Consider the following 13,866-nt stretch of genomic DNA (forward strand, 5'->3'; position numbering starts at 1 on the left):
GCTCCTCAGTTGGCTCGCGGGCTGCGGCCGGTGAAGCGCTGCAGGACCCGGTAGATGGCGCCCAGCGCCCGGTCCATCAGCGGTACGTTGTGTTCGGGGGCGACGATGCGTGCGTTGCCGCGCTCCATGTCCTGTGCCAGCTGGGTGATCGGCTTGATCGCCACGCGCTGGCCGCTGTGGTCGACGAACATGTAGTTGCGGGTCGTCGGGCTGTACCAGGACAGCTTCAGCGTGCGGCTCTGGCCGTTCTCGACGAACTCGAACCAGGTGTTGAACTCCAGGCTTTCCAGCTCCTTGACCAGCGCCTGCGCGCGGGGTGAAAGGGTGGCGGGCCGACGTTCCGCGAGGCTGGCGTCTTCACCCAGCATTTCGCTGAGCGGGCTTTTCGGCAGTTCCGGGTTGAGCTGTGCCGCGACCTGCGGCTGCTTGCCTTGCACGGCGTGCTGGCAGGCCACCAGGTCCTGCAGCAGGCGGCGGATGCCGTCCTCGTGGTAGCCACCGAGCAGCTCCAGCCCCTTGCGCAGGTCTTCCAGCATCCCGACCCGCAGCCCCTGGAGGCGCTCACGCCCCCGGGCATCGAGCGGGGTGCCGCTCCAGGCCAGTTGGTCGGCCACCTCGCAGGCGCGTCGCCATTCCTCCCCGGCGTCGCCGTGGCGCAGCAGCACGAACACCAGCACGTCGCTCCAGGTCTGCTCCAGGAAGTGGCGGATGATCTTCGGCAGCTCGCGGCCTTCGAGGAGGCGCGCGATGGCGTCCACCGAGCGCTGACGGGCTTCCAGCAGGCGGTCGCGGCCTTTGGCTGCTTCCACCGCGCGGCGCTCACGCAGCTCGACCTTGTGGCGCAGCGTGGCGACGTACTCGTTGAACTCGTCCTGCAGGGAATCGAACAGCTGGAGATCGCCGGCAAAGCCGTGGATCACCCGCTCCACCACCCACTGCATCTTCGCCAGCAGACCTTTCTCCTCGCTTTCACCGCCGTACAGCGCACCGGCCTGGGCCATGGTGTTGAGCAGGCGACGGGCCGGGTGGTGATGCTGGGTGAACAGCGCCTTGTCCTGCAGCGCCACCTTCAGGTAGGGCGTGTGCAGGTGGGAGAGGGCGGTCTTGCAGGTGTCCGGCAGGCTGTCGTCGTCGAGGATGAAGTCGAACAGCATGCCGACCAGATCGATCACGTCCGCTTCCTGCTCGGCCACCTTCTGTTGGCCCGGCTGCGCGCTATGGCTCTCCAGCTGCTGGTGCAGGTCCGCCTTCAGGCCCTCGACCCGCTGGGGCTGCTGCAGGCGCGAGGCCAGGTCGTGGGCAGATTGTTGCTGCAAGCGATTGAGCGCCTCCAGCAGGTCGGCTGCGCTGTAGGTCCGCGTTGCGCCCTGCGGGGCATAGCTGACGATGCTGGGTGTGCCGGTGAAGGCGACCCCGGCTTCCTGATTGAGCCGGCGATGCTCCTCCAGCAATGCCGACAGGCCGCTGTACAGCGCACCAGGCTCCTGGGGCGGTGGCGCCGAAAGATCGGACGGCGGTGCGACCGGCGCGGAGGCGGCGGGCGCGGGGGCGGCGGGCGCGGGGGCATCCTGGCGCGGAGCCGGCTCACGGGGCTGCGGCTTGGCAGGGGCGGCCTGGCGTTGCGCGGTGTACTTGAGGTTGGGCAACACGCCGGCATCGATCAGGCGCTTGTTGAGCCCGTCGTACAGACCATCCAGCCCCTGCATCACCTGCTGGTCGAAGAGCATATAAAGGATGGTCTTGATGCGCAGGGGGAAGGGCATGTTCTGCAGCGCATCGCGGAACGACTGGGCGATGACCTGGGGGCCGAAGGGGTTGCTGTCCTCACCGAGCTTGCGACCGTTGTTGAGCAGCGCCAGGCGCTGGTCCAGCGCAAAGAGTGGCTGGGCGCAACGCGCCTTGACCCGGCTGACCATGTTGGTGACCAGCAGGCTCTCTTCGTAGACCTCGTTCTGGATCAGCTCCAGGTGGTCGGCGTCCAGCTGGGTGACCTTCGCCTCGGGCTCGCGGCCCTCCATGAAGTCACCGAACTGCTGGGCGATGCGCTGGTGATAGAGGCGTTCGATTTGCGGTCGCTGTCGACGGATCTCGCGCATGCTGTCGAAGAACAGCGTCTGCACCTGATTGTTCTCGGCTTTTTCCGCGCATTCGAAGAGGGTGTCGTCGACCTGGGCGAAGACGCCGGTCAGGTGCTCGGCAAGGTGGTTCATCACCAGCTTGCGACAGCCCAGCACGAGATCGCCGAAGCGCGGTTGGATACCACGGTTGGCCAGCGTGGCGACCGGGCGGGGAGGAGGCGGTGTATCTTGGCGGCTCATGGGCCCTGTCGCCTGGGCCTTGCGGCCGGCGCGTCCTGCGTTGTGTCGGATGAGGCACAGATATAGCAGCGGGCGCATCAACTGCAAAGCACTGAATAAAATCGCTTTTAAGGGGTTGACAGCCGATTCGCCATACGTAAAATGGCGCGCCTCTGCAGCAGCAATCTGAAAGACGAAGCCGCAGAGATTGGAAATGTGAAGTTCCGCGATAGCTCAGTCGGTAGAGCAAATGACTGTTAATCATTGGGTCCCTGGTTCGAGTCCAGGTCGCGGAGCCAACTTCCAAAACGGGGTATAGCGCAGTCCGGTAGCGCGCCTGCTTTGGGAGCAGGATGTCGGGAGTTCGAATCTCTCTACCCCGACCAATCCAAATTTAGGGTCGTTAGCTCAGTCGGTAGAGCAGTTGGCTTTTAACCAATTGGTCGTAGGTTCGAATCCTACACGACCCACCATATAGACGATCGCCCAGGCATCTCCTGGTCGACGACGAGAAGCCCACCTGAACAGGTGGGCTTTTTCGTTTCTGCTCGTTCGATCCGGCGCGCCGGGTCATCCACCAGACCTTCCGCGACTTCCTACCCGCTGCCTCCGGCGCCTGCCTGCGTCCGGTTGTCGCAGTTACCCATTCTTTTCAGGTCTGCTGGCCGACATCGTCTGTCTGGCGCGTTCCGTCGAACGCCGTTTCGCCTGCCCGTCTTCCGCTGCATCCGTTCAGGTCTGGAATCGGACCTGTCGGGTCTGATTCCCCCGCCTTATCCACCGCGAATGCCCTGTCATGCACATGGTCTTTCCTCGTCCCAGGGGCTGGGAAAGACTCCGCCCCACGTCAGAACGGCCCGGGACACCACCACCACCACCCGGCCGGGCGTGCCGGGCCCGCCCCCTGCAATCCGACCCCATCGGCCGCCCCGCGGCTGGCCGAAGGAGAAGGCTGGGCGGCCCGACGGGATAGGGATCCCCGTAGAGGTTGCGAATGTAGAGCAGTACGCAAGCGGGTATCCGGATGCCCTCTACATGACCACGTTTCACCAAGGGCACGCAGCCAGGAGAGGGAACATGAGCAACACAAGCGCCGGGGTGAAGGGCAAGGACGTCCAGATCGCCAAGGAAGTAGCTGTCCCGCAGGACTTCGAAACGCCAGAAACCATTTCCAGGCGGAGCTCGGTCAGGCTCGCCAACATCCGCAAGGCCGGAGAATCCAAGCGCACCGCCAACGACAGCCAGCTGGTCTGGTTCGACAGCGCCCAGCTGGCCAGCAAGCGCCCCGACGACGGCATCTTCGTCCGCGTCATCAACTCGCTCTACACCGGCATCGTCCTCTATATGGACAACCTCGCCGAACTGCTCCCCGCCGTGCCGGCGCGCATGCATGTGGTGCTGCGCCTGCGCAACGCCGCCGAGCTCAAGGCCTTCCGCGAGGGCGCGGACTTCGAAGCCTTCAAGAAGGGCGCCGCCGCCCGCAACCGCTCCGTCGCCCTGAACGACGCCGAAGCCCTGGCCGAACTGGGCCAGGACGGCCTGCTCACCTGCTTCACCAGCTACGTGGACGACCGCGACAGCCTGCTCGGCGCCATCGACCAGGGGTTGCGTTTCAACTACCTGTGGATCCTCTTCCGCGACCCCACCAACATCCCCCTGGAGCTGGTGATCGCCTCGCTGCAGCCAACCTCCACCGTGCTGATGAAGGAGATCAAGGCGCCCACCGACGTCGACGACGCCATCGTCTCCTACGGCGTGATGGAATACGGCGCCGAAGGGGTGATCTTCTCCCCCCGCGACCACGGCGTGATGAGCGAATTCCTCGCCCGCATGTCCCAGGCGCAGAGCTACGCCAACCTCAACATCCAGGTCGGCACCGTCATCGACAGCCGCCCCGTCGGCATGGGCTACCGTGCCTGCATCGACGCCGCCACCCTGTTCGAGCCCGACGAAGGCATGCTGGTCGGCAGCACCTCCCAAGGCGGCGTGCTCTGCTGCCCCGAGGTCTACTTCCTGCCCTACATGGAACTGCGGCCGTTCCGCGTCAACGCCGGCGCCGTGCACTCCTACGTGTTCAACACCGACAACCGCACCGACTACATGAGTGAGCTGAAGGCCGGCTCGCCGATCATGATCGTCAACTCCAAGGGCAGGGTCCGCCGCGCCGCCGTCGGCCGCATGAAGATCGAGCAGCGCCCGCTGCGCCTGATCGAAGTGGAGTTCCCCGGCAAGGAGCGGGTCAACGTCCTCATGCAGGACGACTGGCACGTGCGCATCTTCTCCGACGCCGCCAAGCCCCTGAACATTTCCGAGCTCAAGCCCGGCGACAAGGTCCTCGGCTACGTCACCGAGCCCGGGCGCCACGTCGGCATCAAGATCAACGAATCGATCATCGAGAAATAGAGGGCGCCATGAGCTACATCAGCAGAGTTCTCCGAGAACGGCGGCTGTTGTTCCCGGCCTCGCGCCGCGGCCTGATCGTCCCCATCGACCACGGCCTGACCCTCGGACCGATTGCCGGCATGACCCAGACCGCCGACTTCGAGAAGTGGATCGGCAGCGACCACATCAGCGCCATCATTGCCCACAAGGGCCTGATCGAGCGGCTCATCCTGCGGGACATGCTGCACCCGGCCACCGGCATCATCCTCCACCTCAACGGCATGGCCAGCATCGCCCCCGAGCCCGACACCAAGATCCCCGTCGCCAGCGTCGACGCCGCGTTGGAGCTGGGGGCGGACGCGGTGTCCCTGCAGGTCAACTTCACCGAGGACAACTTCCAGCACAACGTCGCCCAGCTCGGCGCCATGACCGACGCCGCCCACGCCGCCGGCCTGCCCATCCTCACCATGCTCTACGACAAGGTGCGCGGGCTCACCGCCCAGGAGCGCCAGCGGCGCCTCAGCCACCTGGTGCGGGTGGTCGCCGAACTCGGCTCCGACGCCGTCAAGCTGGCCTTGCCGGAAACCAGCGTCGAGTGCACCGAACTGGTGGAGACCCACTGCCGCGACATCCGCATCTTCTTCGCCGGCGGCGAGCGCACCGAAGACGAACGGCTGCTGGCGATGACCCGCGCCATGCTCGCCAGTGGCGCCGCCGGGCTCTGCGTCGGTCGCAACGTCTTCCAGCATCCCCGCCCCCTCGACCTGCTGCGCCGCCTGGCGGACTGCATCCGGGGCGAAACGGAATACCTCAGCCGCGCCGTGTGAATGGAACTCAACCGACGGCCGCCCCGCGGCCGTCCAGGAGAAGGTCAATGGAACACCTCGACATGCGCGCCGACGGCCGCAACGACTACGTGCTGTCCCCCCTCTGGACGGACCTCTTCCCCGAGGGCCTGCTCGGCCAGCTCAGGGCCAACCCCTTCCTCGTGGCCTGCCGCAACGGCGCGGTGAGCCTCGACCAACTGCGCCACTTCCTCATCCAGCACCACTACTACTCCCAGTACTTCACCCGCTACCTGTGTGCCCTCATGGGCAGCCTGGCCGACCAGGGCGAGTTCAAGGCCCTGTCCCACAACCTCACCGAAGAGCTCTCCGGCGGCGACAGCGTCGACATCTCCCACGCCGAGCTGTACCGCCGCTCCATGGACCTGATGGCCGCTGCCCCGCGCAGCCGCCCGCTGCTGGACGGCACCCGCCAGCTCATCGACGCCATGTTCCGCCACTGCCGCAGCAGCGACCCGCTGGACGGCCTGGCCGCACTCTGCCTCGGCGCCGAAGCCATCGTCCCGCTGATCTACGGCCCGGTGCTCGACGCCCTGCGCAGCCACAACGCCCCGGCCGAGGCCGAGCACTTCTTCGTCCTGCACATCGAAGAGGACGAGCAGCACGCCATCGTCATGCGCGACATCATCGACCGCATGCTCGGCGAGCGGCCCTACCTGCGCAGCCGGGTCATCGCCATCGGCGAAGAGATGGTCCACCTGCGCATGAACATGCTCGCCGAACTGGTCGGGCAGGGCAGCGGCACCGGCCAGGCCCAGGGCACCCTCACCAGCCCCGACGCCCTCCAGGCCCTGCGCGCCGACGCCAGCCTCGGCAGTGCCAACTTCCTCGACCGCTGCCTGGCCCTGAGCACCACTGCCGACCAGCCGTTCCTGTTCCTCGACCGGCCGCTGCACCTCCTGCAGGGCGCCCCGGTCAGCGCCCTCGGCCTCAACGACCTGCAGCGCCACCGCATGGCCCTGGCCGACTGGTACCTGCAACAGGGCGTCAAGCCCGGTGACGTAGTGGCCGTCAGCGTCGAGGACGGGCTCATGCCCATGCTCCACTACCTCGCCCTCACCAGCCTCGGCGCCGCCATCTCCCTGATGAACCCGGCCATGCCCGCCGAGTTCGGCCTCGCCTACATGGCCGAGAACGGCTTCGAGCGCCTGGTCACCGACAGCGCCACCCTGGCCACCAGCGCCTTCGTCCGCCAGTGGCGCAACCAGGCGCCCCAGGCCGTGCTCGACGTCAGCCTGTCGCGCCTCGACCCGGACCCGCAGCTGCCCGCCTGGTGGCCGCTGGAGCCCGAGGACTCGACCCTGGTCATGCTCAGCCACACCTCCGGCACCACCGGCCTGCCCAAGGCCGTGCGCTTCGAGCACCGGCAGTTCTTCATGGGCAAGCGCGCCCGCATCGGCCGCTTCGCCGAAGGTCCCGACGAGCGCCTGCTGACCGCCCTGCCGCAGTCCCACTCGGCGGCCATCAGCCACCTGGAGACGGCCATCCTCCATGGCATCCCCACCTACGTGCTGGGCACCCAGGACGGCCAGGCCCTGCGCGAAGCCATCCGCTACTTCCAGCCCACCACCGTGGTCGCCTTCCCGCGCAGCTACGTGCTGCTGGTGGACGGCGGCATCCACCCCGGCGAATTCCCCGGCGTGCGCCGCTGGTTCGCCATGGGCGACGCCTCCCACCAGAGCCACGTGCGCGCCATCCTCGACGGCGCCCCGCAGTCGCGCTTCATCGACGCCTTCGGCAGCTCCGAACTGGGCATGGCCCTGTTCCGCAGCGAATCCACCCGCGAATCCCTGGCCGACCAGCGCTCCATCGGCCGCCCGGTGGACATCGCCGTGGCCAAGGTCCTCGACCCCCGCAGCGGCGAAGAGGTGAAGCCCGGCGAAGTCGGCCTGCTGGCCGTGCGCTCGCCCACCGTCACCTCCGGCTACTGGAAGCAGCCGCAGAAGACCGTCGAAGCCTGGCGCGGCGGCTACTTCCTCACCGGCGATGTCGCCTACTGCCGCGACGGCGAGTTCTTCCAGATCGACCGCGCCGTGGACGTCATCGAAGCCACCGGCGGTGCCCTCTACACCCTGCAGCTGGAAGAGGCCGCGCAGCAGGTGGAAGGCGTCTGCGACGTCACCGTGGTCGGCGTCGACCCCGCACATGCCGAGGGCACCCGCGTGCTCGCCATCGTCCTGCCCGAACGGCAGGCGCTGGACCAGGCCGCCACCCTGGCCGCCCGCGTCCTGCCCGCCCTGCACCAGGCCGCCGCGCGCCGGGGCGTGACCCTGGCGAACGGCGAACTGGCCGTGGCCGTGGCCAGCGACCTCGCGTTCCTCCCCGTCGGCGCCACCGGCAAGGTCCTCAAGCGCCGCCTGCGCGGCCTGGCCGAGACCCTGCTGGCCGGCCAGCACGAACAGGCCCTGCTGCACCTGCAGCGCCAGGCCGGGGAATCCGAACGCCCGCTGGCCTCCACCGGAACCGAGCGCTGAGCGCGCCCACGAACAAGGACCGAACCATGACCCAGGCCACCTTCCAACCCGACGCCCTCGCCTCGGTGCGCCAGCGGCTCGCCGCCGCCCAGGCCGACCAGCAGGACGAATACGAATGCATGGGGCGCCGCTTCATCGTCCAGGACGGCGTATTCCCGCCCACCCACTTCCAGTCCACCGGCATCTTCACCCGCCACCTGCCCTATCCCCGGGGTGGGCGCTTCCTGGAGATCGGCTGCGGGGCCGGCGTCACCGCCGTCACCGCCGCCCTCGAAGGCTGCGCCGTGGTGGTGGCCAGCGACATCAGCGCCGATGCCGTCGCCAACACCCGCGCCAACGCCAACCGGCATGGCGTCGCCGCGCGCATGTCCATCCGCCAGGGCGACCTGTTCGACGTGCTGGAGGAGGGCGAGCGCTTCGACGTCATCTTCTGGAACTCCAACTTCGTCTTCGTCGAAGCCGACCACGTGTTCGACGCCGCCATCATGCTGGCCTTCTGCGACCCGGGGTACGCCGCGCACCGGCGCTTCCTCGACGAAGCCCCGCGCCACCTCGCCCTCGGCGGCATGCTGCTGATGGGCTTCAGCAGCCAGGGCGACGGCCAGGCCCTGGAGGCCCTGCTGCGCGAGCACGGCTACGCCTCGCGGGTGATCGCCTCGGTCAGCGGCCAGGGCGACGGCGCGCCGCGCTACGACATCCTCCAGCTCCTGCCGGGTGCCCACGCACCGGCCGGGGCCTGAGCCCACGGGAGCGATCGCCATGCACGACACCCTCAAGGCCCCGGTGGCCATCGTCGGTGGCGGCCCGGTGGGGATGATGCTCGCCCTGTTCCTGGACCGTCACGGCGTGCCGGTGGTGCTGTTCAACAGCGAGCGCACCACCCGCTGGCACCCCAAGGGCAACACCCACAACGCCCGCACCATGGAGCACTACCGGCGGCTCGGATTGTCCGACGGCATCCGCCGGCTCGGCCTGCCCGCCGACCACCCCCGGGACGTCGCCTACTTCACCCGGCTCAACGGCTGGGAGCTGGCGCGCCTGGACATGCCCGCCGAGCGCGAGCGCCTGCAGGCGGCCCGCCAGGCGCCGGACACCGACCAGGTGCCCGAGCCCCTGCTGCGGGCCAACCAGATGTATGTCGAGCGCTTCCTGCTGGACCACCTGCGCACCCGCCCCGGCATCCAGCTGCGTTTCGGCTGGCGGGTCGACGACTTCCAGCAGGACGCCGACGGCGTCAGCCTGCATGCCGTCGACAGCGCCGGGCAGGCTGCCGACGAGCACTGGCGCGCCGACTACCTGGTGGGCTGCGACGGCGGCCACAGCTTCGTCCGCCGTCGCCTGGGCATCGGCTACCTCGGCCCGGACGGCAGCACCGGCGGCTTCCTCAGCGGGCGCATGTTCTCCAGCCACGTGCGCATCCCCGACCTGCACCGGCGCCTGCTGCCGGACCGCAAGGCCTGGATGTACAACGTCGTCGCCCCGGAAGGGCGCATGCTGCTGATCAGCCTGGACGGCGCCGACGAGTTCCTGCTCATGACCCAGGCCCGCAGCCACGACGAGATGCCCCAGGACGACGCGGTGATCCGCTCCATACAGCGGGGCATCGGCGAGCCCGTCGAGGTCAGCGTGCTGGCCCATGCCGTCTGGCACGGCGGCCTGGCCCTGGTGGTCGAGCGCTTCGCCGATCGCCGGGTGCTGCTGGCCGGCGACGCCACCCACCTGTTCTCGCCCACCGGCGGTTTCGGCATGAACACCGGCATCGACGGCGCCGCCAACCTCGCCTGGAAGCTCGCCGCCGCCGTGCAGGGCTGGGCCGGCGACGGGCTCCTGGCCACCTACGAGCTGGAGCGCCGCCCGGTCACCCTGCGCAACACCCACGCCGCCCGCCGCCTTACCCAGCGCGTCGGCCAGGTGGACGTGCCCGCCGAGGTCGAGGACCCGGGGCCCGCCGGCCAGCAGGCGCGGGCGCGCCTGGGCGAGGCGCTGCAGCAGTTCCGCGGGCAGTTCGCCTCCCTCGGCGTCGAGCTGGGCGCCCGCTACGACGGCTCGCCGATCCTCTGGCCGGACGACGGCACGCCCCCCGAGGACGACCCGCTGCTCTACCGCCCCAGCACCTTGCCGGGCGGGCGCCTGCCGCACCTGTGGATCGCCGATGGCAGCACCGGCCGGTGCTCGGTGTTCGACCGGCTGGGCGTCGGCTTCACCCTCCTGCGCAACGGTCCGCAGGCCCCCGAGGCCACGCGCCTGGTGGAAGCGGCACGGGCCCGAGGCATTCCCCTGGAGGTGGTCGACCTGCCGGCCACCGCCTTCACCTTCTACGCAGTGCAGCTGCTGCTGGTCCGGCCCGACCAGCACATCGGCTGGCGCGGCGACGCCCTGCCGGAGGATGCCGGCGCGTTGCTGGACCGCCTCGTCGGGCAGGGCGTGGCGGGCATCCAGGCCCCCGGCCCGGTGCTGGGCTGCGTATTCAGTGCAGTGGGCTGATCGACAACCTGATGGCATCAAGGAGGCGACATGAGTGCATTGGCAAGTGAACGAATCCGGGAACCGGCCCTTGAGGCGAGCGGGCTGGAATCCGAGTACGCGGACGACGCCCAGGAGAACGCGGCGGCCTTCGCCCTGATCGAGGACGACCCCAACCCGCAGGTGGTCAACGGCGAGCCCGAAGGGGCCTCCATCCGCTTCGTGAAGACCGGCGAGACCACCCGTGGCCGCTACCTCATGGCCAAGGTGGAGATCCCCCCGGGCTCCGGCCCGCCGCTGCATGTGCACACCCGCACCGACGAGTGGTTCTACGCCCCCGACGGCGGCGTGGTGATGTTCATGGGCACCCGCACCTACACCGACCTGGACAACCCGCCGGACGTGTCCGGGCGCGACACCATCCGCATGATCCCGATGAAGAAGGGCGCCATGGTGTTCGGCCGGCGCAACCACATCCACGGCTTCGTCAACATCACCGACAAGACCGTGATGATGTGGCTGGTGTGGACCCCCGACACCCCCGAAGTGACCCTCAAGGACTACTTCGAATCCATCGCCCGGCCGATCCTTCCCGGCGTGCGCGGTGCCCGCAACAACCCCATCGTCCAGCTCAAGGCCGTCAGCGAAGCACGCGACTACGGAATGATGTTCAGCACCGACTTCTGGCAGTACGCCGAGACGGTGGAGGAGGGCGAGCCGCCCTTCGGCAAGAACCTGGACGGACTGATCCGGCTCTTCGAGTCCGGCAAACGGAACTGATCCCTCAACACGACATGGAAGAAAAGGTGAACGCATGAAAACTCTGGCGAACAAGACCGCGATCGTCACCGGTGCCAGCTCCGGCATCGGCTATGAAACCGCCAAGCTCTTCGCGGCCCAAGGCGCCAAGGTGGTGGCCGTGGCCCGCCGTGCCGACTGCCTGGACCGCCTGCTGGGCGAGATCCACGCCCTGGGCGGCAAGGCCCTGGCCCTGGTGGGCGACGTCAAGGAAGAAGCCTGCGCCCGCGAGGCCGTGGCCCTGGCCGTGGGCCAGTTCGGCGGTCTGGACATCGCCTTCAACAACGCCGGCAGCATGGGCGCCCTGGGCAGCGTGACCGACATCAGCCTGGAGGGCTGGCACGACACCCTCGACACCAACCTCACCAGCGCCTTCCTCAGCGCCCGCCACCAGATCCCCGAACTGCTCAAGCGTACCGGCAGCTCGCTGATCTTCACCTCCTCCTTCGTCGGCCACAGCGTCGGCTTCCCCGGCATGGCCGCCTACGCCGCCAGCAAGGCCGGCCTGGTGGGCCTGACCCGCACCCTGGCCGCCGAATACGGCGCCCAGGGGTTGCGGGTCAACGTGCTGCTGCCCGGCGGCACCGACACCGAGATGGGCCGCGCCGCCGCCTCCACGGCGGAGCAGAAGGCCTTCGTCGAGAGCATCCACGCCCTCAAGCGCATGGCCCGCCCGGAAGAGATCGCCCAATCGGCGCTGTACCTCGCCTCCGATGCCTCCAGCTTCGTCACCGGCACCACGCTGTTCGTGGAAGGCGGCGTGACCATCACCCGCACCTGAGGCCTCGGCCGACCCGGGCGCCGCCATCGCGGCGCCCGTCCCCACCGCGAATGGAATCCGCATCGACATGAAGACGCACAACGACATGCCCGGCGTTGCGGGCGAGGGCGAAGCGACGGCCGGTTTCGGCGCCTCCGGGCGGCGGGACTTCCTCACCCGCCTGCTGGCCCTGGGGGCCGGTGCCGCCGGCATGGGGCTGCTGCCTGCCGCCGCCCTGGCCGCCGCTGGACAAGGCCGCCCCAGCCACCGCCGGGACTACGACTACATCATCGTCGGCGCCGGGTCCGCCGGTTGCCTGCTGGCCGACCGGCTCTCCGCCACCGGCGCCTCGGTGCTGCTGCTGGAGGCCGGCAGCCACCGCATCGACCAACCCAAGGTGCGCGAAGTCGCGCTGTGGCTGCAGAACCTCGGCAGCGACACCGACTGGGCCCGCACCAGCACCCCGCAGCCGCAGCTGGACCAGCGTGCCCAGAGCCTGGCGGCCGGGCGCGTCGTCGGCGGTTCCGGCAGCATCAACGCGATGATCTGGTTGCGCGGCGACCCCCGCGACCTGCAGCGCTGGCAGCAGCTGGTCGGCGCCCCCTGGACGGTGGAGGCGCTGCACCGGGCCTACCTGGACATGGCGCAGCCCGTGGGCAGCCCCGCCGGCCAGGGCGCACCGCGCATCCGCCTCGGGCGCTTCGCCGGGGAGCACCCGCTGACCGCCGCCTACCTGGCGGCCAGCAGCACCACCGGGCTCGGCGTGCAGACCCTCAACGACGGGCTACCGCTGGAAGGCGCCGGCATCACCGAGGTCAACGCCACCGCCGACGGCTACCGGGTGGGGCCGGCCCAGGCCTTCCTGGTGCCGGCACTGGCCCGGCCCAACCTCAGCGTGCTGAGCGAGGCGCTGATCACCAACCTGATCCTCCGGGGCTCGCACTGCGAGGGCGTGCGGGTGCTGGTGGACAACCGCCTGGTGTCGATCCGCGCGCGCCGCGAAACGATCCTCTGCGCCGGCACCTGCGAGTCGCCCAAGCTGCTCATGCTCTCCGGCATCGGCCCGCAGCAGACCCTGCGCGAACAGGGCATCCCGGTGCGGCTGCACCTGCCGGCCGTGGGGCAGAACCTGCAGGACCACCTGCTGCTCAGCCTGCAGTACCGTTCGCGCCTGGCCATTCCCCCGCAGGTCTCCAACGGTGTGGCGACCATGAGCTACTACCACCACGGCAGTGGCCAGCAGGCGCCGGACATCCAGGTGGCCGGCATGCAGTACCCCTTCGGCCCGGTGCCTCTGCCCAGCGGCAGCTCCTACACCGTCATCCCCTTCCTGGCCAAGCCGCGCAGCCGGGGGCGGGTGCGCCTGGCCGGCACCGACCCGCGCCAGTCCCTGCTGATCGACCCTAACTACCTGGGCGAGGCCATCGACCGCGACATCATGCTCGCCGCCCTGGACCGTGGCCTGGCCATCGGCGCCGGGGTCACCGACTACTTCGGCGGGCTCTACCCCAGCGACCCGCTGGACACCCCGGCGCAGAAGCTCGCCTTCATCGCCCGCAACGGCGGGCCCGGCCTGCACTACACCGGCACCTGCAGCGCCGGGCGCGACCCGCGCAGCAGCGTGGTGGACGGGCGCTTCCGGGTCTGGGGCCTGTCCGGCCTGCGGGTGGTGGATGCCTCGGTGATCCCCGAAATGCCGGCGGTGAACATCCACGCCTCGGTGCTCACCGTGGCGCAACTGGCGGCGCGTGTGCTGGTGGCCGAGCAGCGCCTTGGCCAGCGCCTCGCTGAAACCGCCTGAACCCTCACCCCATCCAGCGGAGCGCCGCTCCCTGAACTGAACCCAG

General features: G+C 69.2%; 9 protein-coding genes and 3 tRNA genes. 11 read left to right on the forward strand and 1 reads right to left on the reverse strand.

Features of this window, described 5'->3' with window-relative positions; genetic code table 11:
* Positions 1-5 precede the first annotated feature (5 nt).
* Entirely contained in the window at positions 6-2,318 is a 2,313-nt protein-coding gene (locus tag BM198_RS24115; RefSeq protein WP_074973017.1) for a DUF1631 domain-containing protein, read from the reverse strand.
* Positions 2,319-2,520: 202 nt separating this feature from the next.
* Between BM198_RS24115 and BM198_RS24120 the strand changes: the two genes are divergently transcribed.
* The 11 genes from BM198_RS24120 to BM198_RS24170 all read left to right on the forward strand — a co-directional run bounded on the left by BM198_RS24120 (position 2,521) and on the right by BM198_RS24170 (position 13,820).
* Positions 2,521-2,596 (forward strand) — tRNA-Asn (locus BM198_RS24120).
* Between the two features lie 10 nt (positions 2,597-2,606).
* Positions 2,607-2,683, forward strand: a tRNA-Pro gene (locus tag BM198_RS24125).
* An 11-nt stretch (positions 2,684-2,694) separates the two neighbouring features.
* Positions 2,695-2,770: transfer RNA gene (locus BM198_RS24130), tRNA-Lys, on the forward strand.
* Between the two features lie 604 nt (positions 2,771-3,374).
* Positions 3,375-4,700 (forward strand): 3-dehydroquinate synthase II domain-containing protein, encoded by a 1,326-nt coding sequence (locus tag BM198_RS24135; protein ID WP_083422472.1) that lies wholly within the window; start codon positions 3,375-3,377, stop codon positions 4,698-4,700.
* Positions 4,701-4,708: 8 nt separating this feature from the next.
* A complete protein-coding gene (locus BM198_RS24140; RefSeq protein ID WP_044403758.1) occupies positions 4,709-5,506 on the forward strand; it encodes a class I fructose-bisphosphate aldolase in 798 nt (265 codons plus the stop codon).
* 47 nt (positions 5,507-5,553) lie between these two features.
* Positions 5,554-7,998: an AMP-binding protein gene (locus BM198_RS24145; protein WP_074973019.1), complete on the forward strand. Its 2,445-nt coding sequence runs from the start codon at positions 5,554-5,556 to the stop codon at positions 7,996-7,998.
* A 26-nt stretch (positions 7,999-8,024) separates the two neighbouring features.
* The gene (locus BM198_RS24150; protein ID WP_074973021.1) at positions 8,025-8,738 is read left to right on the forward strand and encodes a methyltransferase; all 714 of its coding nucleotides are present in this window, start codon (positions 8,025-8,027) and stop codon (positions 8,736-8,738) included.
* A gap of 19 nt (positions 8,739-8,757) precedes the next feature.
* Positions 8,758-10,482 (forward strand): FAD-dependent monooxygenase, encoded by a 1,725-nt coding sequence (locus BM198_RS24155; protein WP_074973023.1) that lies wholly within the window; start codon positions 8,758-8,760, stop codon positions 10,480-10,482.
* A 30-nt stretch (positions 10,483-10,512) separates the two neighbouring features.
* On the forward strand, positions 10,513-11,241 hold the full coding sequence (locus tag BM198_RS24160) for a cupin domain-containing protein (protein ID WP_074973025.1): 729 nt from the start codon (positions 10,513-10,515) through the stop codon (positions 11,239-11,241).
* Between the two features lie 34 nt (positions 11,242-11,275).
* Positions 11,276-12,040, forward strand: coding sequence for an SDR family oxidoreductase (locus tag BM198_RS24165; protein ID WP_074973027.1), 765 nt, complete (start codon positions 11,276-11,278; stop codon positions 12,038-12,040).
* Positions 12,041-12,107: 67 nt separating this feature from the next.
* On the forward strand, positions 12,108-13,820 hold the full coding sequence (locus tag BM198_RS24170) for a GMC family oxidoreductase (RefSeq protein ID WP_074973030.1): 1,713 nt from the start codon (positions 12,108-12,110) through the stop codon (positions 13,818-13,820).
* Positions 13,821-13,866: the final 46 nt, after the last annotated feature.

The sequence above is a fragment of the Metapseudomonas otitidis genome (genome assembly GCF_900111835.1).
In the GTDB taxonomy this organism is placed as follows: Bacteria; Pseudomonadota; Gammaproteobacteria; order Pseudomonadales; family Pseudomonadaceae; genus Metapseudomonas; species Metapseudomonas otitidis.

Bases quoted from the DNA above. Each gene is read 5' to 3' on its own strand.
- BM198_RS24115 (WP_074973017.1), bottom strand. From the start codon at position 2,318: ATGAGCCGCCAAGATACACCGCCTCCTCCCCGCCCGGTCGCCACGCTG.
- BM198_RS24140 (WP_044403758.1), top strand. From the start codon at position 4,709: ATGAGCTACATCAGCAGAGTTCTCCGAGAACGGCGGCTGTTGTTCCCG.
- BM198_RS24145 (WP_074973019.1), top strand. From the start codon at position 5,554: ATGGAACACCTCGACATGCGCGCCGACGGCCGCAACGACTACGTGCTG.
- BM198_RS24150 (WP_074973021.1), top strand. From the start codon at position 8,025: ATGACCCAGGCCACCTTCCAACCCGACGCCCTCGCCTCGGTGCGCCAG.
- BM198_RS24170 (WP_074973030.1), top strand. From the start codon at position 12,108: ATGAAGACGCACAACGACATGCCCGGCGTTGCGGGCGAGGGCGAAGCG.
- BM198_RS24155 (WP_074973023.1), top strand. From the start codon at position 8,758: ATGCACGACACCCTCAAGGCCCCGGTGGCCATCGTCGGTGGCGGCCCG.
- BM198_RS24135 (WP_083422472.1), top strand. From the start codon at position 3,375: ATGAGCAACACAAGCGCCGGGGTGAAGGGCAAGGACGTCCAGATCGCC.
- BM198_RS24165 (WP_074973027.1), top strand. From the start codon at position 11,276: ATGAAAACTCTGGCGAACAAGACCGCGATCGTCACCGGTGCCAGCTCC.
- BM198_RS24160 (WP_074973025.1), top strand. From the start codon at position 10,513: ATGAGTGCATTGGCAAGTGAACGAATCCGGGAACCGGCCCTTGAGGCG.